Here is a 23,500-nt window from a genome sequence, read left to right on the forward strand (position 1 = left end):
AGATGATAACGGAAGAAACAGTAAAAGTCCTCGACAAAATTGAAATGTTAGGTGAAATGATTGGTAACTCAGACTTATATGACGCGTATCGTCAAGCGGAGCAAGCGTTAGAAGCTGATGATGAAGCCCATTTATTGTACCAAGCATTTTTGAAGTCGAAAGAATCATACGATGAAGTGATGCGCTTTGGCAAATACCATCCTGATTATCAAACAGTAATGATGGACACGCGAAAACGTAAAAGAGCATATGAAATGTTACCTGTAGTGATGGACTTTAAACAAAAAGAGATGGCACTTCAAACACTTGTTGACGAAGTGATTACCAAACTAGCACACGCTGTTTCACAAAATGTGAAAATTGAAGCAGGTAATCCATTTTTCCAAAAAGATGTTGGGGGTTGTTCCACTGGCGGTTCGTGTAATTGTTCTATTTAGCAATTGTTATAGACAGTGATATAAATAAATTGAAAATTTTTAAGTAAAAAAGTTAGCGAACAAAGATGTTTGCTAACTTTTTATTTAATATTATTAAAACGTTGAGCTAAATCTGGTCGATCGGTAACTATCGAATGGACACCATGTTTCGTTAATTCTTGCATTAAATCTAAGTTGTTCACTGGGCTATAACTAGGAACTATATTTAAACGTAGTAACCATTGAATATAGTTGTATTCTAGACGTTTTGTATGGTTTATTTGAGGTGTTAATTGAAAAAAGTGTGATTTAGGTTTGAACGTATGTCCTATTCCTAAAATGTATTTAATAAATGCTTCAGTCATTTCCTTTTGACTTGCTCCAACAGCAATCTCTTCCTCATTGTAGTCAGCGAATGCTGTTAAATGTTCTACGAATGGACTCATAACAACAACACGGTGTTGTGCGTGATGCTGTACGATAATATCAAAGAGCAACTTAGGTATACGATGTGCATTAGTAGTATCAGGCGCATCTAAGATATGTACAATGATTAATTGATTAGGATATTTTGTTAATACTTCTGATAGCGATAGTATTTTAGCCAAATGATGGTCTCTGTATGGGTGGTGTTTATTTATATCTGTAAAGTAATATCCAGCATCTAAATGTTGTAATTCAGCTAAATTATGAGTCATAACAGCGCCCGAACCATTTGTTGTGCGGTCAAGTTCACTATCATGAAAAGCAACTAAATGATAATCTTGTGTTAACCTAATATCAATATCAAAACCAGTTACTTTGTGGTTATTGGCATAATCAAAAGCAAGTTGTGTGTGCTCTGGACGAACGGCCATACCGCCTTTACGTGCAAAAATATAAGGGCTTGCATGAGTGAAAAACGTAGGGACAGCCATATTTGTGCGTTTGTAGTTATATTTTTTGAGAAAGAATAAACTGCCAACTACTCCCACTGTGCCTATAAAAGCACTTTTGATTAATACATTAAATTTAGTCATTATAGATAACCTCCTATAAACTATATACCCAAACATCGTACTACTACATATAATTGTTATTTATAAAAATAAAAAGTCATGATATTATAAAGTGGCTAACAAATGGAGTGAAATAATATGGATATTATAGCGAGAACAAGTTTAGTTATTTATTTGAAACATATGAAACACGAACGTCAAATTAGGAAATTCGGTCACATCGTCCATTCAAATAAGCAAAAAAAATATGTCATGTTGTATATAAATGAAGATGAAGCGGACGCCATTGTACACAAGTTGATGAAGCTAAAATATGTGCGTAAAATTGACGGGTCACCATACAAATATTTGAAGAAAGTTTATGAAAAAGAAAGACATGAACTTTCATAAATATAACGAGCGCTAATTTGAATTTATTGTAACGGTGGAATCCAATTTTGCATGCGTAAAACACTGGTCAAATAATTAAAATATAGATCTAAATCATGATACGTTTCAGGTGGTTGGACATCAATCCCTTTAAACGATAGATTATATTGTTCTGCGTATTCTTTAATGAGTTCAAATTTTTTATTAGTTTTTGGATACGGATAATTAAAGGCATTTATCATAATGTACATAGCTTGAAAATGTCGTTCTGTTGTTGGATGCATAATTATCGCTACAGAAGAACGCTGTTTGTCCGACATGGGTGTATGAAAATTGACAATGGCTGCAATTCGTTGATGGTTATATTCAATTAATGTTGTAAATTCAAACAAATCGGTGAGACCTTCACCTAGCAAAATAAATGATTGTTTCATTTTATATGTCTCCTTTTACGTTGTGCATATAAAATTATATAAAATTTGGTGTGAGATTGGAAGTGTAGATAACAATGAGAGTAATTTCAGGTGTACACAAAAGTAAACCGTTAGAAAGTATGGAAGGGCGTAATACACGACCAACTATGGACAAAGTCAAAGAGGGGATTTTTAATAGTTTACATGAAGTATCGGGCTTAGGCTTAGATTTATTTGCAGGCAGTGGTGCCTTAGGTATAGAGGCACTGTCTAGAGGTATGGAAAAAGTTATTTTTGTAGATCAAAATTTTAAAGCAACACAAGTCATTAAAGGTAATTTAAAAAGTTTAGGTATTGAAGCACAAGCAGAAGTATATAAAAACAATGCAGATAGAGCGTTAAAAGCATTAAGTAAACGAGAGATTCAGTTTGATTACATCTTTTTAGACCCACCCTATGATAAAGGGCTTATTGACGAAGCATTAGAAGCAATAGCAAAATTTGATTTATTAAAAGAACATGGTATTATCATCTGTGAGTTTAATCATAAAGAAACTATAAAGTATGAACCATTTCATAAAATAAAGCAGTATCATTACGGGCTAACAGACACATTGTTACTAGAAAAGGGAGAATAATATGACTACTACAAAAGCTGTGATTCCAGGAAGTTTTGACCCAATTACTTTTGGACATCTAGATATCATTGAAAGAAGTACGGATCGATTTGATGAAATACATATTTGTGTATTAAAAAACAGCAGTAAAGCAGGCACTTTTTCGGTGGATGAACGGATGGCTTTAATTGAAGAATCTGTTAAAGGTTTAGACAATGTCACTGTGCATGCCTTTAGTGGGCTTTTAGTGGATTTCTGTGATGAAATTGGTGCACAAACTATTATTAGAGGACTACGTGCTGTAAGTGATTTTGAATATGAACTGAGATTGACTTCAATGAACAAAAAACTTAATAGCGATGTTGAAACATTGTATATGATGACGAGTACTAATTATTCATTTATTAGTTCTAGTGTGGTCAAAGAGGTAGCTGCATATAAAGCAGATGTTTCTGATTTTGTGCCAGAGCATGTTGCAAAAGCATTGAATGAAAAGTTTAAAAAATAATAGCTGTGCAAACGTATAACTACCTAGTGCATCCACACTAGGTAGTTATACGTTTTTTGTAAACAGTAGGTTTTTAAGTTTCAGTACGAATTACCGGGGTGTTGAAATCGGTAGCTTGTTGTTGTGACAATAAATTATAAACTGTTGTTGCGCGAATTTCGGAAGAGAAAAAGTGTGCATTTTGCTTATTGATATTAGTAACAAAATGACGTTCTGGGAACTGCTTTTTGAGTTGCTTTAGATAGCGTTGTCCTTGTTGTGACATTCCTAATATATGCACGGCTTCGATATTTTGTGGCTTGTCACCTTGATAGAACTGTAACAATATATTCATTAAGACACGTTGTATATGTGTATAAGTATAACGTTTAGTTTTTAAAAGTTGCATTAATTCAGCAAAAGAGGTTGCTTGTCCAATATACTTTTTAATACGTTGTTCTAGTCCTTCATTCATTAAATGAATGCCTTGTAATGCTTCAATAGAGTGTGTGATGATAGCATACTTTAAAAATGGAAAGCACTGTTCTACTGTCAAATGTGGCGCAGTATATAGCTGTTGAATATCATTAGGTACGACAGACTGCCAACTTGGATCATTGTCTTGTAGTGCATTTCTAATAGAAGTACCACTAGCATATGTTGGATTGATAATATTACTCTCATGGTGATTAGTTTGATGACGTGAAATGGTCCAAGGTTGGATATGTGGCGCATATTGTTGAATTGCTCTCACATAGGATACACCTAATGTATTATTCGGTGACTTTAAAATTGTATTATTATTCGTCAGTTCACTTATAATTCGAGGATAACTTTTACCTTCTTTTACTTTTTGGGTGAAAGCTGGTGTATGTTCCAATTGTGTTAATTGTTGCGCTACTTGTTGAAATTCTGTGATATTTCCAGATTCGCTGCCAAATGACAAGTGATCAACATTGAGGTACTGTGCAACCTTAACAGCACTTTCAGCAAAGTATTGGCCTGCAGATATTGCTGCAAACGCAGGTAATTCAACAACAATATCGACGGCTTGTAATGCCATACGTGTGCGCAGAAATTTATTATAAAATGCAGGGGCACCACGCATGACAAATTGTCCGCTCATGATTGCGACACTAATATCTGCTCCTGAGATTGACTTTGATTGTTTGGCATGGTATAAGTGACCATTGTGGAAGGGATTATACTCTGTTACTAACGCAACGCTTTTCATTTGCATTTCTTCCTTTCGGTATTCATTATAGATATTGTAACAGATATAAAAGTGTTAAGAAAAAATCTTGACAACTTAAATCTATAAAGTTAAAATAAATTTTGTGCTTGTTAGAGGTGAAGCCATATGAAATGGTCAATAACGCAATTAAGAAAATACCAAGATGAGCCATTTGTATTTAAGCAAACGGTGAATTTTGATCATTTGAAAGACTCATTGGATTTGTTAGATTTATCTGCCATTACGGTAGAAGGTGAACTAACCGTTAAATCAAACGAGGTTATCGCAGATATGCATATTACTGGTGTTTATACCATGTCATGTGCCAGAACCTTAGTTCCTGTAGAAGTGCCGCTAGATACTACTTCTCAAGAAATTTTTGATTTAGAGGGATTTGATTCATACAGTGAAGATGATGAACATTATCACGATGCCACTGATGGAATGATAAATTTAAAAGATATCGCAGAAGAACTTGTCATCATAGAAAAGCCAATGCGTGCATTTGCAGAAAATAGTGATCAAATGATGCGCGAAGGTAATGGTTGGGAAGTTATTGACGAAACGCAAGCGGCTGAACTTAAAAAAGAACAAGAAGCGTCAGAGTCTAAGCAAGTCGATCCAAGGCTTCAAAAATTACAACAATTATATGACGAAGAGCAATAGCAGTTTCAAGTAATCTATAGTATAATAGATTATTGAATCTGAACATTAATGATTTTGTGTTTGAATATAAGGAGGATAAATCATGGCAGTACCAAAAAGAAGAACATCTAAAACAAGAAAAAATAAACGTCGTACTCATTTCAAAATTTCAGTACCAGGTATGACAGAATGCCCAAGCTGTGGCGAATACAAATTATCTCACCGCGTATGTAAGAACTGTGGTTCATACAATGGTGAAGAAGTTGTATCAAAATAATTTCAATATGTAAATGACTTCATTAAGTCAACACAATCGTTCATTAATTATTAAGTCAATAATTTTTGGACGATTTTTTTAGATATGTAAATCTAATGACAATGATTGGTAGTGACAATGTGAGCACATTAAAACAGCAGAACATTATAGAGAAAATTGAAGCAAATGATTTCGAGTGGTTATATAACCATTTTAGTGACTATTTTCAAGATGTAACTTCATTAGTAGAGTTAAAATCAATACTAAAAGAGTATAATAAAATTAGCACTACCCACACGCTTTTTCGCCATATAAAAGTCAATAAAACAGATGAATTTATTTGGATAGCTGACAATGGGCAAGCAGGCGTTAGTGTGACACTTAATAAATATAATGAAATTGTCAGTATGGTGTTATTACCATTAGAAAAAAATAAATCGCAAAAATTGACAAAACAATATTATACGATGCCAATTGAAGGAGAATATTTTGTTAGTGCCGGCGGGGATAATGAATTATTAAATCATCATTTTAATTTTAAATATCAGCGTAATGCTTATGATTTAACAATGGTAAATGAAGATATGACTTATCAAGGTACACCTAATCAAAATGAAAATTATTATTGTTATGGTCAATCAGTTGTAGCTCCAGCCAATGGAAAAGTAGTACAAACATTAAAAAATATTAAAGACAATACCCCAGGTGAAGCCAATACGAATCATCCAGAAGGTAATTTCGTTATCGTTCAACATCAACTAAATGAATATAGCATAGTAGCCCATTTGCAAAGTGACTCTATCAAGGTAGATGTAGGTGATATTGTAAGAAGAGGACAACATATTGCTAACATAGGTAACTCTGGCAACAGTAGTGAACCGCATCTCCATTTTCATATTATGAATAAAATTAAAACACATAGTGGTTATACTTATAAAATTAAATTTTTAGACCAAAATGAGCCACTAAGAGGCGATAAGGTTTATTATTCAGGTGATAAAATGAAAATAGAATCACATCACGCGCTCACAAATGTATTGAAAAATTATGGCTTACATCTTTTACACAGATTTAAAAACTAAAGATAGTGAGGATATGTTATGGAAAACATTACTTCTGCACAAAATAGTAAAATTAAGCAAGCTACTAAATTAAAAAAGAAACGGGAACGAGATAAAACAGGTTTGGCATTAATTGAAGGTCATCACTTGATTGAAGAAGCTTTTAAAAGTGACATAAAAATTTTACAATTATTTATGGTTGAACAAGGTCGATTAGATAGCCAAATTGTGGACTATGCTGAAACATGTTTTGAAATTAACATCAAAGTAGCTGAAGCACTGTCTGATACTGTTACACCTCAAGGTTTTTTCGCTGTGATCGAAAAACCAACTTATGATACTACTAAAGCAACACAAGTTTTGCTAATAGATCGTATTCAAGATCCTGGTAATTTAGGGACATTGATTAGAACTGCAGATGCGGCTGGTTTAGATTTAATCGTCTTAGAAAAAGGGACTGCGGATCCGTATCAAGATAAAGTATTACGAGCAAGTCAAGGCAGTGTGTTTCATTTACCAATCGTTACTGACGACTTACATACATTTATGCAATCATTCCAAGGAGATATCTTTGGTACGGCTCTTAACGATGCAAAACCATTTAATGAGGTGGCAAATGTAAATCATTTTGCACTATTGTTAGGTAATGAAGGTGAAGGTGTTAACCCTGACTTATTGGCCGAAACAACACAGAATTTAAATATCCCTATTTATGGTAAAGCTGAAAGTCTCAACGTAGCCATTGCTGGTAGTATTTTAATGTATCATTTGAAAGGTTGACCCTTACTACCAACATCGTATATAATTATTTTGAATGAAAAAAATATAAACCAATAAAAAGACGTAAATTATCACTAATTATTGTTCAGGGAGAATAATCATGACTGTAAATTATTCCAATAATGTATAATTTTTTTCACCTTTTTGGTTACTTAAAGAAATTTAAGTCGGCTCACATTCCGTTACCAATGTCTAACAAGTGTATGCAATTGCATAAATTTGGGTGGTACCACGGAAAGACTTTCGTCCCTTAATTACAGAGGGGTGAAAGTCTTTTTTTGTAATAATGAAGTAAATGAAACGGTAATATAAGGAGGAACTACTATGGCTCTACCAGTAGAAATGTCGGAATTAAAGCAACAAGCTTTAATAGATATAAATGAAGCTAATGACGAACAAATATTACAAGGAATAAAAGTGAAATATCTTGGTAAAAAAGGTTCGGTTAGTGCATTAATGAAACGTATGAAAGATTTGCCTAATGAGGAAAAACCTGCATACGGTCAACAAGTGAATGAAGTACGTCAAGCTATTGAAAATGCAATTGAAGCACGCCAAGGAATTTTAGCAGAGGCTAAATTGGAACAACAATTAGCGACTGAAAAAATTGATGTGACTTTACCTAGTCGTAAAATTGCTATCGGAGCAAAACATCCTTTAACGCGCACAATTGAAGAAATAGAAGACTTGTTCCTCGGTTTAGGTTATGAAATTGTTGATGGCTACGAAGTGGAACAAGATTATTATAATTTTGAAGCTTTAAATCTTCCTAAATCTCACCCAGCAAGAGATATGCAAGATAGTTTTTATATTACTGAAGAAATTTTAATGCGTACACATACGTCACCTGTTCAGGCGCGAACTATGGAACAACGTAATGGCCAAGCACCTGTAAAAATTATTTGTCCAGGTAAAGTATATCGACGTGATTCAGATGATGCGACGCACAGTCATCAATTTACTCAAATTGAAGGATTAGTAGTTGATGAAAATATTAAAATGAGTGACTTAAAAGGTACTTTGGAATTACTTGCTAAAAAACTTTTTGGTGATGCACGTGAAATCCGTTTACGTCCAAGTTATTTCCCATTTACAGAACCATCTGTCGAAGTTGATATTTCATGCTTTAAGTGTAAAGGAAAAGGCTGTAACGTTTGTAAACATACTGGCTGGATTGAAATATTAGGCGCTGGTATGGTACATCCTAATGTACTAGAAAAAGCTGGATTTGACTCAGAGAAATATACTGGTTTCGCCTTTGGTATGGGTCCAGATCGAATTGCTATGTTGAAATATGGCATTGAAGATATTCGTCATTTTTATACTAATGATGTAAGGTTCTTAAATCAATTTAAAGCAGTAGAAGATAGAGGTGAAGCGTAATGTTAATTTCAAAAGAATGGTTAGAATCATATATAGATATAAATCAACCAGTAAATGTATTGGCTGAAAGAATTACACGTACAGGGATTGAAGTAGACGATATTATAGATTACACCGAAGATATCAAAAATTTAGTTGTAGGTTATATTACTGCTATAGCACCTCATCCTAATGCTGACAAATTAAATGTTTGTACGGTAGACATTGGTGAGAGTGAACCTGTACAAATTGTGTGCGGTGCACCTAATGTCGATAAAGGACAAACGGTAATTGTAGCAACAGTAGGTGGAAGATTACCTGGTGGTATTAAAATCAAAAGAGCAAAATTACGTGGCGAACGTTCAGAAGGTATGATTTGTTCATTACAAGAAATTGGTATTGCCGAAAATGTAGTTCCAAAAGCATTTGAAAATGGTATTTTTGTATTTCCAGAAGCAGTCGCTCCAGGAACAAATGCATTGGATGCATTATATTTAAACGATCAAGTAATGGAATTTGATTTGACACCAAATAGAGCTGATGCATTAAGTATGATAGGTACTGCTTATGAAACAGCGGCACTTTATAATACGACAATGACAAAACCACAAAGTACTACTGAAACAGCGACAAGTTCCATCTCAGACCAATTATCTGTCACGATTGATGCTACAGATCATGTACCATATTATAGTGCGCGTGCAGTAGTTGATGTGACAATTGCACCATCTCCAATATGGATGCAAGCGCGTTTAATGAAAGCAGGCATTAGACCAATTAATAATGTAGTAGATATTTCGAATTATGTATTGTTAGAATATGGTCAACCTTTGCATATGTTTGATAAAGATCAAATCGGTTCTGATTCTATCGTGGTACGTCATGCAAATCATCAAGAAACGATGAACACGTTAGATGACCAACAGCGCCAGTTACAATCTTCAGATTTAGTGATTACAAATGGTCAAGAACCAATTGCTATCGCTGGTGTTATGGGTGGAGATTTTTCAGAAGTCACAGCGGAAACAAAAAATGTAGTTATTGAAGGTGCTATCTTTGATCCAGTGTCAATTCGTCATACTTCAAGACGATTGAATTTACGCAGTGAAGCGTCAAGTAGATTTGAAAAAGGTATCGCTACTGAATTTGTAGATGAAGCAGTAGATAGAGCATGTTACTTACTTGCAACGTACGCCAATGGTACGGTATTAGCTGATCGCGTTGCAGCAGGTGATTTAGGTAGTTTTGTAACACCTATTGAGATAACAGTAGCAAAAGTAAATAACACAATAGGTTTTAATCTAACAGTTGAAGATATCGAAAGTATTTTTGTACAACTTGGCTTTGAAACACATAGTGACGGTGACACAATTAAGGTGTTAGTACCGTCAAGACGTAAAGACATTACAATTAAAGAGGATTTAATTGAAGAAATTGCTAGAATTTATGGTTATGATGAAATTCCATCTACATTGCCTGTGTTTGATCAAGTTACGAGTGGTGAACTAACAGATAACCAAGCTAAAGCGCGTCAAATTAAAGCGACTTTAGAAGGGGCAGGTTTAAGTCAAGCTATTAATTACTCACTAATTAGTAAAGAGCGTGCGCAAGACTTTACATTAGAGAAACATAACACAATTGATTTATTAATGCCTATGAGTGAAGCACATGCGACGTTACGTCAAAGTTTAATTCCACATTTGATAGATGCAGTAGCTTATAATGTAGCTCGTAAAAATGATGACGTGCGTCTCTATGAACTTGGTAGAGTTTTCTTTGGTAACGAGGAAGGCGAATTACCAGATGAAGTTGAATATTTAAGCGGAATTTTAACAGGGGATTATGTTGTTAACCAATGGCAAGGTAAAAAAGAAGCAATTGATTTCTTTATTGCCAAAGGTTTTGTAGATCGTATTGCCGAAGTATTAGACCTATCATTCGCTTATGAAGCTACAGAAATTGATGGTTTACACCCTGGCCGTACAGCTCATGTCTATTTGAATGACCAAGTTGTTGGTTTTATTGGTGAGTTACATCCAAATGTCGAAAAAGATTATGATTTAAAACAAACTTATGTCTTTGAATTAAATTATGATAAGTTAATGGCTGTCGCAGTGGGCTATATTAACTACGAACCAATTCCTAGATTCCCGGGAGTAACAAGAGATATAGCTTTAGTTATTAATAGAGATCTGCCATCAGCAAAATTATTAGACACAATTAAACAAAATGGTGGAGATATTTTCCAAAATGCACAAGTCTTTGATGTATATCAAGGTGAACATGTTGCAGAAGACGAAAAATCTGTAGCTATTAGAATTAACTATTTAGATACTGCAGATACATTAACAGATGATAAAGTAAATGCTGTACATGACAATATTTTAGAAGCATTAGTTGCCCAAGGTGCGACAGTAAGATAATGCTCACAAAAAGAGGACTAATCTTTAAAATGGATTGGTCCTCTTTATATTTTGCTATAAAAAATAAAGAAAACGTCAATTTCCATATCTTCTCGATAGAAATTGACGTTTATTTTTGAGTCAGAGACGTTTTATGTCTAGGGCTCTTTTTTATGTTTAATTTTATTGATATTTTGAGGTAACGAGTTGCTGAGCTTTATTACGATTGGCAAAATGCTTTTTACTTAGATGATCAAGAAAACTTACACCATGTCGCTCAATAAGTTTTGCTGCAAATAGATCAACTTTTTTACTGGCACCTTTAGGCACTGTGGCATTAAGTTGTTGTGACATTTTGTCCATGTGTTTTACGAAAGCATATCTGGAAATAATACTAGCTGCGGCAATAGCAATTGATTTAGATTCACCTTTGGTTTCAAATTGAGTTTTTGATTCACAAGGTAACGCTGATAACGTATAGCGTTTGTAAACTTTAGGTTCCGCGAATTGATCGACAACAATATAATCTAGCGGTGCGCTATTTAACTTTGTAACTACGTTTTTTATTGCCTCATTATGTAGTACAGCTTTCATTTTCACTTGAGACCAACCAGTATGTTGTTTGTCATTATAGCAATCATTATCTAAAGTCAGTAAAGAATGTGGAATGAAAGTCACTAATTGTTCAGCAAGTTCTACAATTTTAGCATCAGTTAATTTTTTGGAGTCGTCTACACCCAATGTTTTTAAAATAGCTACATTTTCAGTAGAAACATATGCAGCACATACTGTTAAAGGTCCAAAATAATCGCCACTACCTGCTTCATCGCTTCCTATACAATTAAATTGGTTATAGGCTATAGAAGTTGCTGGCGTTTGTTTGGTTGTTGAAGGTGATGTTGTTGCTGTTTTCTTAGGTAGCAATTGTTGTGCAATAGCTTCTGCATCTTTACCTTGGAACATCACTTTATTAGAATTATAAATTGATATCACTGTACTTTTATACTTTGTTTTTGCTTTCATACCTTGTGGTAATTGCGCTGTATCAAAGTCAATTTGTTGCATTAATGTTTGTATTTCAGTGTTAGTTAATTTATGTACGATATTTCCCATAATGTGTCACCACTTTTGAATTTTAATTGTTTGAAAGACAACGTTAATCTTATCATAAATGTAGAAAATTTAGCGACTATATCATCAATTCAACGGAAAGATAAAAGTATACATTACCACATAATATTCTACGTATTAGTGAGTTATAAAGGTATTTAGCAAATATTTGAACAAAAAGACATCGATTTAATTAATTTTGCTGATTTACTAAATTATCAATCAGCAAATAATAATTATTAGCAGTTCTATATCAATTCAAATACAGGTCTTACAAAATAATTTACAGTCATGTATAATGGTGTGTGATAAATATATTAATAATTTTTAATAAACATAAATTTAACTATATATTGGAAATTACTGAAAAAGGTAGGCGCTAAATATGGGTGATTTTAAAAATCGAATTAACGTCAATATCAATGACCAACACTATACAATTGTTGGTACGGATAATCCAGAGCATATACGCTATGTAGCGAATTTAGTAGATGAAAAGCTAAAGGAGTTAGGCCGTAAAAATGCTGGTTTAGATACTACAAGAAAAGCAATCTTAACAGCGGTTAATGTGATGCATGAAAAAGTGCAATTGGAAGAGGACAATGAACGTTTGCAACAACAGATTAAACAACTCCAAGATAGAAAAGACCAATGATAATCGATGTACTAAGTCTATTATTTATTATTTTTTTAGGATTTATTGGATTTAGACGTGGTACAGCATTTAGTGTTTTACATATAGGTACGACGATGGTAGCCTTATTTATTGCTAAATCCTATTATTTACCAATAGCAGAGCGCTTGGAATTGTTTTTGCCTTATCCTAAAACACAGGCTTATGATATAACATTTGCAATATCATTTAATCATCTAGAAACTCGTTTCTATCATATTATTGCCTTTATTGTTATAGCATCACTGGCAAAACTTATTTTTTATGCCATTATCGTTACGTTTGACAATTTAATATTAGCACATAAGTTAAGTAAGATGAGTAGGGGAATAGGAGTCATTGTCAGTATATTTGCGGCAAGTATTTATCTCGTACCGTTGCTATATATTACTTCACTTTACCCTAACGCGTGGATTCAATCCCAATTGACATCTTCGATAATTGCGAAGCAACTTATAACACAACTACCCATACTATCTCAGTTTGTTGTGAATATTTAATATCTTTCATAGGTGATGAAGGATAAAAACATAGGAGGATAAGACAAAGCGGCCATACTGCTACCAAGGCAAAAGTCATTTGTTTTATCTTTTTTTTTTATGGAGGGAATTGTAATGACTAAAAAAGATATCATTCAACTATTAGAAAAAATTGCTATATATATGGAATTGAAAGGTGAAAACACATTTAAAGTCTCAGCATATCGTAAAGCAGCACAAAGTCTAGAAATTGACGAACGACCACTTGATGAAATTAACGATGTCACTGAGCTAAAAGGTATCGGAAAAGGTGTAGGTGAAGTCATTAATGAATATTACCAAACAGGAGAATCAATGACTTTAAATAGTTTAGAACAAGAGGTGCCTGCTGGATTAATTCCATTGATGAAAATACAAGGTTTAGGTAGTAAAAAAATTGCCAAACTGTATAAAGAGTTAAATGTCATTGATAAAACAACTTTACAACAAGCATGTGAAGCAGGGAAAGTCAGTGAATTAAGTGGTTTTGCTAAAAAGACAGAACAAAATATTTTAGAAGCGGTTAAAGCATTAGGTGCTAGAAAAGAGAAATACCCAATAGATCAAATGCGTGGTTTAAATCTAAAAATAAAAGCGCATTTGGAGACTATTAATCAAATTGATAAATTTGAAGTTGCAGGTAGCTTTAGACGCTTTAAAGAGATGAGTAAAGATTTAGATTATATTATTAGCACAGATGAACCTGAATTAGTGCAACAAGCATTATTAACAATACCAAATAAAGTCAAAGAAGTTGCCGTGGGCCAAACTAAAGTATCACTTGAAATTGATTATGACGATGAAATTATCGGTGTTGATTTCAGGTTAATTGAACCTGCAGCTTTTTATCATACGTTACAACATTTTACAGGGTCAAAAGATCATAATATACGTATTCGTCAAATGGCAAAGGAACGTAATGAAAAAATTAGTGAGTATGGTATAGAACAAGCAGATGGTAATTTATTACAGTACCAAAGCGAAGCTGAAATTTATCAACATTACGACGTAAATTGGATTGCTCCTCCATTAAGAGAAGATGGTAGTGAATTTGATAAAAATTTAGAGCAAATTGTACAGTTAAATGATATTAATGGCGATATCCACATGCATACAACATATAGTGATGGTGCATTTAGTATTAAAGATATGGTGGAAGCAAATATTGCCAAAGGCTATGAATTTATGGTAATTACTGACCATTCACAAAGTTTAAAAGTAGCGAATGGTTTATCTGAAGAACGGTTATTACGCCAAATCGACGAAATTAAACAATTAAATGCTGAATATGATGAAATTGATATATATTCAGGCATAGAAATGGACATTTTACCTAATGGTGATTTAGATTATAGTAATGAAATTTTAGCGCAATTAGATTATGTTATTGCTGCAATACATCAAAGTTTTAATCAATCTGAAGCAGAGATTATGCAACGTTTAGAAAATGCATGTCGTAATCCTTATGTTAAACATATTGCACATCCAACTGGACGTATTATTGGTAAAAGACCAGGTTATGAACCTAACATTGAGCAATTATGTGCTTTGGCAGAAGAAACGAATACAGTGTTGGAAATTAATGCTAATCCTAAAAGATTAGATTTAAGTGCTGATGTGTTGAGAAAACATCCCAATCTAATGCTAACAATTAATACTGACGCCCACCATATTGACCATTTAGATTTTATGGCTTATGGGGTAGCAACTGCGCAAAAAGGATTTGTAACAAAAAATCGAGTTATTAATGCAATGTCGCGCACAGCTTTTCAGTCATTTGTAAACGACAATATTAAATTGAAGAAATAGAGGGATTAGATGAGACAGAAATCATTAGATGTCTTAGAATTCGATAAAATCAAGCAGAGTGTTGAAAATGAGGCCATGAGTGATATTGGTCGAGAAAAAGCTCGCGGCATGACACCTGCTATAGATTTTGATACTGTAACTTTTCAAATCGCAGAAATAGATGAAATTGCCCAAATTTATAATAAACATCGCATGCCTAGTATGAGTGGGTTGGCACAAGTGCAACAATATATTCATCGGGCGACAATTGATGGCGTATTAAATGTAAATGAGCTCAATGTGATCAAACGATTGATCCAAATACAAAATCAATTTAAGACGTTTTACAATCAATTAGTAGAGGAAGACGAAGGAGAAATCCAGTTCCCGATTTTAAATGATAAAATGGAACAATTACCGATTTTAACGGATTTATATCAAACAATACATCAAAAATGTGATGCTTATGATTTGTTTGATGATGCTAGTTATGAACTACAAGGTATTCGCAGTAAAATTTCAAATACAACACAAAAAATCAAACAAAATCTAGATAAAATCGTCAAAAGTCAAAGTAATCAAAAGAAATTATCAGATGCTATTGTTACTGTTCGTAATGATCGCAATGTTATACCTGTAAAAGCTGAATATCGTCAAGACTTTAATGGTATCGTTCATGACCAATCAGCTTCAGGACAAACACTTTATATCGAACCATCATCTGTAGTTGAAATGAATAATACAATCAGTAGGTTAAAAAATGATGAGGCTGTCGAACGTGAGCGCATATTAATTGAAATAACGGCACAAGTTGCAGCAGAAGCAGACGCATGCCTAACTGCAGAAAATGTTATGGGACAAATTGACTTTTTAACAGCTAAAGCGAGATATGCACGCTCAATTAAAGGAACAAAACCAACATTTCATCAAGATCGAACAGTCTATTTACCTAAAGCATTTCATCCATTATTAGATAGAGATACTGTTGTCGCCAATACGATTGAATTTGCTGAAGATATTTCAACTGTTATTATTACAGGTCCAAATACGGGTGGTAAAACAGTAACGTTAAAAACGTTAGGACTTATTGTCATCATGGCTCAATCAGGCTTATTAATACCTACTTTAGATGGAGCCCAGTTAAGTGTATTTGAAAATGTCTTTTGTGATATTGGTGATGAACAATCTATTGAACAATCACTGTCTACTTTTTCATCACATATGACGAATATAGTCGAAATTTTAGAAGAAGCGAATGGTAATAGTTTAATACTTTTTGATGAGTTAGGCGCAGGTACCGACCCGAGTGAGGGTGCAGCGTTAGCTATGAGTATTTTAGATTATGTACGAGCAGTTGATTGTCTAGTTATGGCAACGACCCATTATCCTGAGCTCAAGGCTTATAGTTATAATAGACAAGGTGTCATGAATGCCAGTGTAGAATTTGATGTGACAACATTAAGTCCAACATATAAATTATTAATGGGCGTACCTGGACGTTCAAATGCCTTTGATATTTCTAAAAAATTAGGTTTGAAAATGAGTGTGATTCAAAAAGCTAAATCCATGATTGGTCAAGATGAGCAAGAAATAAATGAAATGATTGCGTCGCTAGAACATAATTCTAAACGCGTTGATGAACAACGTATTGAATTAGACGAATTGTTAAGAGATGCACAAGCTACACATGATGCACTAACAAAGCAATATCACAACTACCAAGCATACGAACGTCAACTCATGGATGAAGCCAAAGAAAAAGCTAATCAACGAGTTAAAGCAGCTACTAACGAGGCTGATGAAATTGTTAAAGACTTACGTAAGTTGAGAGATCAAAAAGGTGCAGATGTAAAAGAACATGAACTTATCGATAAGAAAAAACGTCTAGATGACCAATATGAAGCTAAATCCATTAAGCAAAATGTCAAAAAGCAAAAATGGGACAAAATCACTGCGGGTGATGAAGTGAAAGTATTAACCTATGGACAAAAAGGGGAAGTACTTGAGCTGTCAGGAGATGACGAAGCGGTAGTTCAAATGGGTATTATTAAAATGAAATTACCACTTCAAGATTTAGAAAAAACGCAAAAAACTCAAGAACAACCAACGAAAATGGTTAAGCGTTCCAATAGACAAAATATTAAAATGGATTTAGACTTAAGGGGCTATCGATATGAAGAAGCATTGAGCGAATTAGATCAATATATCGATCAAGCTGTGTTAAGTAACTACCAACAAGTGAATATTATTCATGGTAAAGGTACAGGCGCATTACAAAAAGGTGTACAAAACTATTTGAAAAAGCATAAAAGTGTGGCATCATATAGGAATGGAATGCCAAGTGAAGGTGGCTTCGGTGTTACCGTTGTAGAATTAAAATAATAGTGAGCAAGTATTATGCATACGAAAATAAAATTTGTTATAATTTGCTCATCATTTGAAAATAAGGAGGATTGGCATTTATGGCAATCGTAAAAGTAACGGATTCAAATTTTGATGAAAATATTCAATCTGGTGTTAATTTAGTAGACTTCTGGGCAACTTGGTGTGGACCTTGTAAAATGATTGCACCAGTTTTAGAAGAGTTAGCAGGCGACTATGATGGAAAAGCTAATATTTTAAAATTAGATGTAGATGAAAACCCATCAACTGCAGCTAAATTTGAAGTAATGAGTATTCCAACATTAATCGTATTTAAAGATGGAGAACCAGTTGATAAAGTAGTAGGTTTCCAACCAAAAGAAAACTTAGCTGAAGTTATCGACAAACATCTATAAGCATAAAATAAATAAAGTGGACTGTATTTGTAATTTATTGTCCAACTGCACTAAAGTTTATTAATATGACTTTCAGTGCAACAGTCAGCTATTGTTAATACGTTAAATAAGAGAGTGTGGAACATTTACAATGTCTCACGCTCTTTATTTGTATAAATATTGGCAATATGATGATTAAAATTGTAACGAAGGGAGGTAAAACTATGGTGGAACAATATCAAGCAAACATTAAACAAAAATTAACAGTAGTACCTATGGAACCGGGCTGTTATTTAATGAAAGATCGCAATAATCAAATTATTTATGTCGGAAAAGCAAAAAAGTTACGAAATAGATTACGTTCATATTTTACTGGCGCTCATGACGCAAAAACTACAAGACTAGTTGGTGAAATACGTAATTTTGAATATATTGTCACATCAAGTGAAACAGAATCACTTTTATTAGAGTTGAATTTAATTAAACAATATCAACCACGTTATAATATTTTATTAAAAGATGATAAAAGTTATCCCTTCATTAAAATCACAAAAGAAAAGCATCCAAAACTTATTGTGACACGTACGGTCAAGAAGGGCAGTGGTAAGTATTTTGGGCCATATCCAAATGCATACTCAGCGCAAGAAACGAAAAAATTACTAGATCGCATTTATCCATTTAGAAAATGCGATAAAATGCCAGATAAGTTATGTCTGTATTATCATATAGGTCAATGTATGGGGCCGTGTGTTTATCCTGTAGATTTAAATAAATATGCTGAGATGACAAAAGAAATCACGGATTTCCTAAACGGTGAAGATAAAACAATAATGCGTAATTTAGAACATAAAATGCAAGCTGCGAGTGAAGATTTAGACTTTGAACAAGCGAAAGAGTATCGTGATTTAATACAACATATTCAAAATCTCACGAAGAAACAGAAAATTACTTCGACCGATAATACAGTTAGAGATATATTTGGTTATAGTGTCTCTAAAGGTTGGATGTGTATTCAAGTGTTTTTTATAAGACAAGGTAATATGATTAAACGTGATGCTACAATGATTCCTATCCAACAAACTGAAGAAGAAGAGTTTTATACTTTTATCGGGCAATTCTATGATTTAAATCAACATATCCTCCCTAAAGAAGTACACATTCCTAAACATTTAGATAGTGAAGTTGTTCAATCGGTAGTAGATACGAAAATTGTTCAACCGCAAAAAGGGAAGAAAAAAGAGATGGTTGATTTAGCCAATCATAATGCTGAACTTAGTTTAGAGAATAAATTCGAGTTAATTGCTAAAGATGAATCTCGTACGATAAAAGCAATAGAAGAGATTGGTGATAGAATGGGAATTCAAACGCCCATTCGAATTGAAGCGTTTGATAACTCTAATATTCAAGGTGTTGATCCTGTATCAGCAATGGTGTCATTTGTTGATGGAAAACCAAATAAAAAGGGCTATCGCAAATACAAAATTAAATCAGTCGAAGGGCCTGATGATTATAAATCAATGCGTGAAGTTGTACGTAGAAGATATAGTCGTGTCTTAAATGAAGGGTTACCGTTACCAGATTTAATTATCGTTGATGGTGGTAAAGGTCATATGAATGGTGTAATTGATGTTTTAGAAAATGAACTCGGTTTAGATATTCCAGTTGCAGGTTTGAAAAAAAATGATAAACACCAAACTGCAGATTTATTATATGGTAAAGAAGCAGAACTTGTACCATTGAAAAAGAATAGCCAAGCGTTTTATTTATTACAACGTATACAAGACGAGGTACACCGTTTTGCTATTACATTCCATCGCCAAACACGACAAAAAACTGGATTACAATCTGTATTAGATACCGTTGAAGGAATAGGTGCAAAACGTAAAACTAAATTATTACGTACATTCGGATCGATTAAAAAAATGAAAGATGCGTCAATTGAGGAATTACAACAAAGTGGTTTACCACTAAATGTTGCGAAAAACCTACATGATGCATTACATGACAATAGTGACAAAAAAAATTAGGCATGAGAATCATTCTCATGCCCAATTTACAATTATTTAGTGTTACAATAAGAAATAACGAGGTTTCTTTTTTTGGGTTTATTTGGAAGCGTTTTCTAATTGAGAAATATTATCATTTAATTATGGAACATTGTATGTAGTGTAATATATAAACGTATTGAAAATTTAATGCTTAGTTTATATTCAATTATATCACATGTAAGTTTCATTTTTTTGATGATTATACTTTGCTTAATTGGTTTGCGTGTTAAAAAGCAATAAAGAAATCAAAATTTAATTGTTTCACAGGGGGGACTTCCTTTTGGCTTATACGAAAAATCAATTCTATTTAAGACGCTTACATTCATTATTAGGCGTAATACCTATAGGTGGCTTTTTATTAGTTCACTTAATGGTTAACCACCAAGCGACTAAAGGTGCAGAAGCGTTCAATAAAGCAGCTGCATTTATGGAATCATTACCATTTTTAATCGCTTTGGAATTTGTCGTGATTTATATTCCGATATTGTATCACGCAGTTTACGGTGTACATATTGCCTTTACGGCAAAAGAAAATGTTGGTCATTATTCAGCATTTAGAAACTGGATGTTTTTATTCCAACGTATCACGGGTGTAATTACTTTTGTTTTCATTGCAATTCACTTATGGCAAACAAGAATTCAACGTGCATTAGGACATGAAGTTAACTTTGATATGGTACATGACATTGTAACTAACCCAGGATGGTTAATTTTCTATATCGTTTGTTTATTAGCTGTGACATTCCACTTTGCAAACGGCTTATGGTCATTCGGTGTAACGTGGGGTATTTTACAATCTAAAAAATCTCAACAAATTTTCACATGGGTTTCACTAGTCGTATTTATAGTTGTATCATATATAGGAATTAGCGCGATTTTAGCTTTCCTATAAGTTTTTTAATTTAATTTGATTTTTAGAGATATTTAGGGGAGTGACAAGATATGGCAGAGAAGAAAGTTATTGTTGTCGGTGGAGGACTTGCCGGTCTGATGTCAACAATTAAAGCAGCAGAGCAAGGTGCACAAGTAGACTTGTTCTCACTTGTACCTGTTAAACGTTCACATTCAGTGTGTGCGCAAGGTGGTATAAATGGTGCAGTAAATACTAAAGGTGAAGGCGATTCACCGGACATACACTTTGACGATACAGTATATGGTGGGGACTTTTTAGCAAACCAACCTCCAGTTAAAGCAATGACTGAAGCAGCACCTAAAATTATCCATTTACTTGACCGTATGGGTGTAATGTTTAACCGTACCAACGAAGGATTACTCGATTTTAGACGTTTTGGTGGTACAATGCATCATAGAACAGCTTATGCTGGTGCAACAACCGGACAACAGTTGTTATACGCACTAGATGAACAAGTAAGAAGTTTTGAAGTAGATGGTTTAGTAAATAAATACGAAGGCTGGGAATTCTTAGGTATAGTTAAGGATGACGAAAATACAGCTAGAGGTATTGTTGCACAAAATTTAACTACTTCAGAAATCCAATCATTTGGCTCAGATGCTGTAATTATGGCTACAGGTGGACCTGGAATTATCTTTGGTAAAACTACTAATTCTATGATTAATACAGGATCTGCTGCTTCAATTGTTTATCAACAAGGTGCTAAATACGCTAATGGTGAGTTTATTCAAATTCATCCAACAGCAATACCAGGTGATGATAAGTTAAGATTAATGAGTGAATCAGCACGTGGTGAAGGTGGTCGTATTTGGACTTATAAAGACGGTAAGCCTTGGTACTTCTTAGAAGAAAAATATCCGGATTATGGTAACTTAGTACCACGTGATATTGCAACACGTGAAATCTTTGATGTCTGTGTTAACCAAAAATTAGGCATTAACGGTGAAAACATGGTTTACCTTGATTTATCACATAAAGACCCACATGAATTAGACGTTAAATTAGGTGGTATCATTGAGATTTACGAAAAATTCACTGGTGATGATCCTAGAAAAGTACCAATGAAAATCTTCCCAGCAGTACATTACTCTATGGGTGGCTTATATGTTGACTATGATCAAATGACGAATGTTAATGGTCTGTTTGCTGCTGGTGAGTGTGATTACTCACAACACGGTGGTAATCGTTTAGGTGCGAACTCATTACTATCAGCGATTTATGGTGGTACTGTTGCAGGGCCAAATGCTGTCAAATATATTCAAGATATTGAAAAATCATATAGTGATTTAGATGAGACAATTTTTGAACGTCGTGTACAGGAAGAACAAGAAAAATTCGATCACTTATTAGCAATGAAAGGTGAAGAAAATGCCTATAAACTTCATCGCGAATTAGGTGAAATTATGACAGCTAATGTAACTGTAGTACGTGAAAATGAAAGTTTATTAGAAACAGATCGTAAAATTGTAGAATTGATGGAACGTTATAAAAATATTGATATTGAAGATACACAAACTTGGAGTAACCAAGCAGTATTCTTCACTCGCCAATTATGGAATATGCTTGTATTAGCTCGTGTTATTACTATTGGGGCATACAATCGTAATGAATCTAGAGGTGCACATTTCAAACCAGAATTCCCAGATAGAAACGATGAGGAATGGTTGAAAACAACTTTAGCAGAATATCAAGGAAAAACAGAAGCACCAAAATTCACCTACGATCCTGTAGATATTAGCTTAATTCCACCTCGTAAACGTGACTATACGCAAAAGTCTAAAGGAGGTAAATAATCATGGCAGATACTCAACAAGCAACTGAACAACAAAACCAACAAAAAACAATCAAATTAATTATCAAGCGTCAAGATAATGATCAAGCAAAGCCTTACGAAGAAGAATTTGAAATTCCATACAGAGAAAACTTAAACGTTATCGCTTGTCTGATGGAAATTAGACGTAATCCAATCAATAGTAAAGGTGAAAAAACGACACCGGTTATTTGGGATATGAACTGTCTTGAAGAGGTTTGTGGTGCTTGTTCTATGGTTATTAATGGTCAAGCAAGACAATCATGTTCAGCTATCGTTGATCAACTTGAACAACCAATTAGATTAGAGCCAATGAGCACTTTCCCAGTTATTCGTGACTTGCAAGTTGACCGTTCTAGAATGTTCGATAACCTAAAACGTATGAAAGCATGGGTACCAATTGACGGTACATATGATTTAGGTCCTGGACCACGTATGCCAGAGAAAAAACGTCAAACTGCTTATGAATTATCTAAGTGTATGACTTGTGGTGTATGTTTAGAAGTTTGTCCTAACGTTACAAGTAAAAATGACTTCGTTGGTGCACAAGCTATCTCACAAGTTAGATTATTTAACTTACATCCAACAGGTTCAATGACAAAAGACGAAAGATTAGAAGCACTAATGGGCGGTGGAGGCTTACAAGAATGTGGTAATTCACAAAACTGTGTAAATGCTTGTCCAAAAGGCATCCCATTAACTACTTCTATCGCAGCATTGAATAGAGAAACTTCATTCCATATGTTCAAATCATTCTTTGGTTCTGACCATCAAGTAAATTAATATTTATATACCAACATCTGTGGCGTAAACAGGTGTTGGTTTTTTTATGAAAAAATTTATA

Annotated in this window: 23 protein-coding genes; 19 read left to right on the forward strand and 4 right to left on the reverse strand. The window is 33.7% G+C overall.

Features of this window, described 5'->3' with window-relative positions; all coding sequences use genetic code 11:
- Nucleotides 1-2 precede the first annotated feature (2 nt).
- Complete coding sequence (locus CD036_RS05850; protein ID WP_002510875.1) at nucleotides 3-437, forward strand: YlbF/YmcA family competence regulator; 435 nt, start codon at nucleotides 3-5, stop codon at nucleotides 435-437.
- Between the two features lie 80 nt (nucleotides 438-517).
- Here CD036_RS05850 and CD036_RS05855 read toward each other — a convergent pair whose 3' ends face one another.
- Nucleotides 518-1,435 carry a glycerophosphodiester phosphodiesterase family protein gene (locus CD036_RS05855; RefSeq protein ID WP_103388159.1) on the reverse strand — a complete coding sequence of 306 codons (918 nt, stop codon included), beginning with the start codon at nucleotides 1,433-1,435 and terminating at the stop codon, nucleotides 518-520.
- A gap of 117 nt (nucleotides 1,436-1,552) precedes the next feature.
- Between CD036_RS05855 and CD036_RS05860 the strand changes: the two genes are divergently transcribed.
- Nucleotides 1,553-1,804 carry a YlbG family protein gene (locus tag CD036_RS05860; protein ID WP_002510877.1) on the forward strand — a complete coding sequence of 84 codons (252 nt, stop codon included), beginning with the start codon at nucleotides 1,553-1,555 and terminating at the stop codon, nucleotides 1,802-1,804.
- 23 nt (nucleotides 1,805-1,827) lie between these two features.
- Here CD036_RS05860 and CD036_RS05865 read toward each other — a convergent pair whose 3' ends face one another.
- Nucleotides 1,828-2,217, reverse strand: coding sequence for a DUF7147 family protein (locus tag CD036_RS05865; RefSeq protein ID WP_021458948.1), 390 nt, complete (start codon nucleotides 2,215-2,217; stop codon nucleotides 1,828-1,830).
- Between the two features lie 74 nt (nucleotides 2,218-2,291).
- Here CD036_RS05865 and rsmD point away from each other — a divergent pair, with 74 nt between their 5' ends.
- Together rsmD and coaD are read left to right on the forward strand one after the other, a co-directional pair.
- Entirely contained in the window at nucleotides 2,292-2,834 is a 543-nt protein-coding gene (gene rsmD / locus CD036_RS05870; protein WP_021458947.1) for a 16S rRNA (guanine(966)-N(2))-methyltransferase RsmD, read from the forward strand.
- Nucleotide 2,835: 1 nt separating this feature from the next.
- Nucleotides 2,836-3,321: a pantetheine-phosphate adenylyltransferase gene (gene coaD / locus CD036_RS05875; RefSeq protein ID WP_002510880.1), complete on the forward strand. Its 486-nt coding sequence runs from the start codon at nucleotides 2,836-2,838 to the stop codon at nucleotides 3,319-3,321.
- Between the two features lie 73 nt (nucleotides 3,322-3,394).
- On the opposite strand, the gene CD036_RS05880 is transcribed toward coaD, so the two are convergent.
- Nucleotides 3,395-4,534 carry a nucleotidyltransferase gene (locus CD036_RS05880; protein ID WP_002510881.1) on the reverse strand — a complete coding sequence of 380 codons (1,140 nt, stop codon included), beginning with the start codon at nucleotides 4,532-4,534 and terminating at the stop codon, nucleotides 3,395-3,397.
- A gap of 126 nt (nucleotides 4,535-4,660) precedes the next feature.
- Between CD036_RS05880 and CD036_RS05885 the strand changes: the two genes are divergently transcribed.
- The 6 genes from CD036_RS05885 to pheT all read left to right on the forward strand — a co-directional run bounded on the left by CD036_RS05885 (nucleotide 4,661) and on the right by pheT (nucleotide 11,061).
- The gene (locus CD036_RS05885) at nucleotides 4,661-5,200 is read left to right on the forward strand and encodes a YceD family protein (protein ID WP_002510882.1); all 540 of its coding nucleotides are present in this window, start codon (nucleotides 4,661-4,663) and stop codon (nucleotides 5,198-5,200) included.
- 82 nt (nucleotides 5,201-5,282) lie between these two features.
- Nucleotides 5,283-5,456 (forward strand): 50S ribosomal protein L32, encoded by a 174-nt coding sequence (gene rpmF, locus CD036_RS05895; protein WP_002435373.1) that lies wholly within the window; start codon nucleotides 5,283-5,285, stop codon nucleotides 5,454-5,456.
- A gap of 95 nt (nucleotides 5,457-5,551) precedes the next feature.
- Complete coding sequence (locus tag CD036_RS05900) at nucleotides 5,552-6,517, forward strand: M23 family metallopeptidase (protein ID WP_103388160.1); 966 nt, start codon at nucleotides 5,552-5,554, stop codon at nucleotides 6,515-6,517.
- Nucleotides 6,518-6,535: 18 nt separating this feature from the next.
- Nucleotides 6,536-7,276 carry a TrmH family RNA methyltransferase gene (locus CD036_RS05905; RefSeq protein ID WP_002510884.1) on the forward strand — a complete coding sequence of 247 codons (741 nt, stop codon included), beginning with the start codon at nucleotides 6,536-6,538 and terminating at the stop codon, nucleotides 7,274-7,276.
- Between the two features lie 324 nt (nucleotides 7,277-7,600).
- Nucleotides 7,601-8,659, forward strand: coding sequence for a phenylalanine--tRNA ligase subunit alpha (pheS, locus tag CD036_RS05910; RefSeq protein ID WP_002510885.1), 1,059 nt, complete (start codon nucleotides 7,601-7,603; stop codon nucleotides 8,657-8,659).
- Nucleotides 8,659-11,061 carry a phenylalanine--tRNA ligase subunit beta gene (pheT, locus tag CD036_RS05915; RefSeq protein WP_103388161.1) on the forward strand — a complete coding sequence of 801 codons (2,403 nt, stop codon included), beginning with the start codon at nucleotides 8,659-8,661 and terminating at the stop codon, nucleotides 11,059-11,061. Before pheS ends, pheT begins: the two co-directional genes overlap by 1 nt.
- 162 nt (nucleotides 11,062-11,223) lie before the next feature.
- On the opposite strand, the gene rnhC is transcribed toward pheT, so the two are convergent.
- Entirely contained in the window at nucleotides 11,224-12,153 is a 930-nt protein-coding gene (gene rnhC, locus CD036_RS05920) for a ribonuclease HIII (protein WP_103388162.1), read from the reverse strand.
- Between the two features lie 382 nt (nucleotides 12,154-12,535).
- Here rnhC and zapA point away from each other — a divergent pair, with 382 nt between their 5' ends.
- From zapA to sdhB, 9 genes are all read left to right on the forward strand, one after another.
- Nucleotides 12,536-12,805 (forward strand): cell division protein ZapA, encoded by a 270-nt coding sequence (gene zapA / locus CD036_RS05925; RefSeq protein ID WP_103388163.1) that lies wholly within the window; start codon nucleotides 12,536-12,538, stop codon nucleotides 12,803-12,805.
- On the forward strand, nucleotides 12,802-13,323 hold the full coding sequence (locus tag CD036_RS05930) for a CvpA family protein (protein ID WP_002510889.1): 522 nt from the start codon (nucleotides 12,802-12,804) through the stop codon (nucleotides 13,321-13,323). The genes zapA and CD036_RS05930 overlap by 4 nt, the downstream gene beginning before the upstream one ends.
- A gap of 114 nt (nucleotides 13,324-13,437) precedes the next feature.
- Complete coding sequence (polX, locus tag CD036_RS05935) at nucleotides 13,438-15,150, forward strand: DNA polymerase/3'-5' exonuclease PolX (RefSeq protein ID WP_103388164.1); 1,713 nt, start codon at nucleotides 13,438-13,440, stop codon at nucleotides 15,148-15,150.
- 9 nt (nucleotides 15,151-15,159) lie between these two features.
- Nucleotides 15,160-17,511, forward strand: coding sequence for an endonuclease MutS2 (locus tag CD036_RS05940; protein WP_021458941.1), 2,352 nt, complete (start codon nucleotides 15,160-15,162; stop codon nucleotides 17,509-17,511).
- Nucleotides 17,512-17,591: 80 nt separating this feature from the next.
- Nucleotides 17,592-17,906, forward strand: a complete 315-nt coding sequence (gene trxA, locus CD036_RS05945; protein ID WP_002510893.1) for a thioredoxin — start codon at nucleotides 17,592-17,594, stop codon at nucleotides 17,904-17,906.
- A 203-nt stretch (nucleotides 17,907-18,109) separates the two neighbouring features.
- Nucleotides 18,110-19,912, forward strand: coding sequence for an excinuclease ABC subunit UvrC (gene uvrC, locus CD036_RS05950; protein WP_021458940.1), 1,803 nt, complete (start codon nucleotides 18,110-18,112; stop codon nucleotides 19,910-19,912).
- A 301-nt stretch (nucleotides 19,913-20,213) separates the two neighbouring features.
- Nucleotides 20,214-20,825: a succinate dehydrogenase cytochrome b558 subunit gene (locus CD036_RS05955; protein WP_002510894.1), complete on the forward strand. Its 612-nt coding sequence runs from the start codon at nucleotides 20,214-20,216 to the stop codon at nucleotides 20,823-20,825.
- Nucleotides 20,826-20,875: 50 nt separating this feature from the next.
- Nucleotides 20,876-22,639, forward strand: coding sequence for a succinate dehydrogenase flavoprotein subunit (gene sdhA / locus CD036_RS05960; RefSeq protein ID WP_002510895.1), 1,764 nt, complete (start codon nucleotides 20,876-20,878; stop codon nucleotides 22,637-22,639).
- 2 nt (nucleotides 22,640-22,641) lie between these two features.
- The gene (gene sdhB / locus CD036_RS05965; protein ID WP_002510896.1) at nucleotides 22,642-23,439 is read left to right on the forward strand and encodes a succinate dehydrogenase iron-sulfur subunit; all 798 of its coding nucleotides are present in this window, start codon (nucleotides 22,642-22,644) and stop codon (nucleotides 23,437-23,439) included.
- Nucleotides 23,440-23,500 lie beyond the last annotated feature (61 nt).

Origin of the sequence: Staphylococcus arlettae (assembly GCF_002902345.1) — a bacterium.
Lineage (GTDB): Bacteria > Bacillota > Bacilli > Staphylococcales > Staphylococcaceae > Staphylococcus > Staphylococcus arlettae.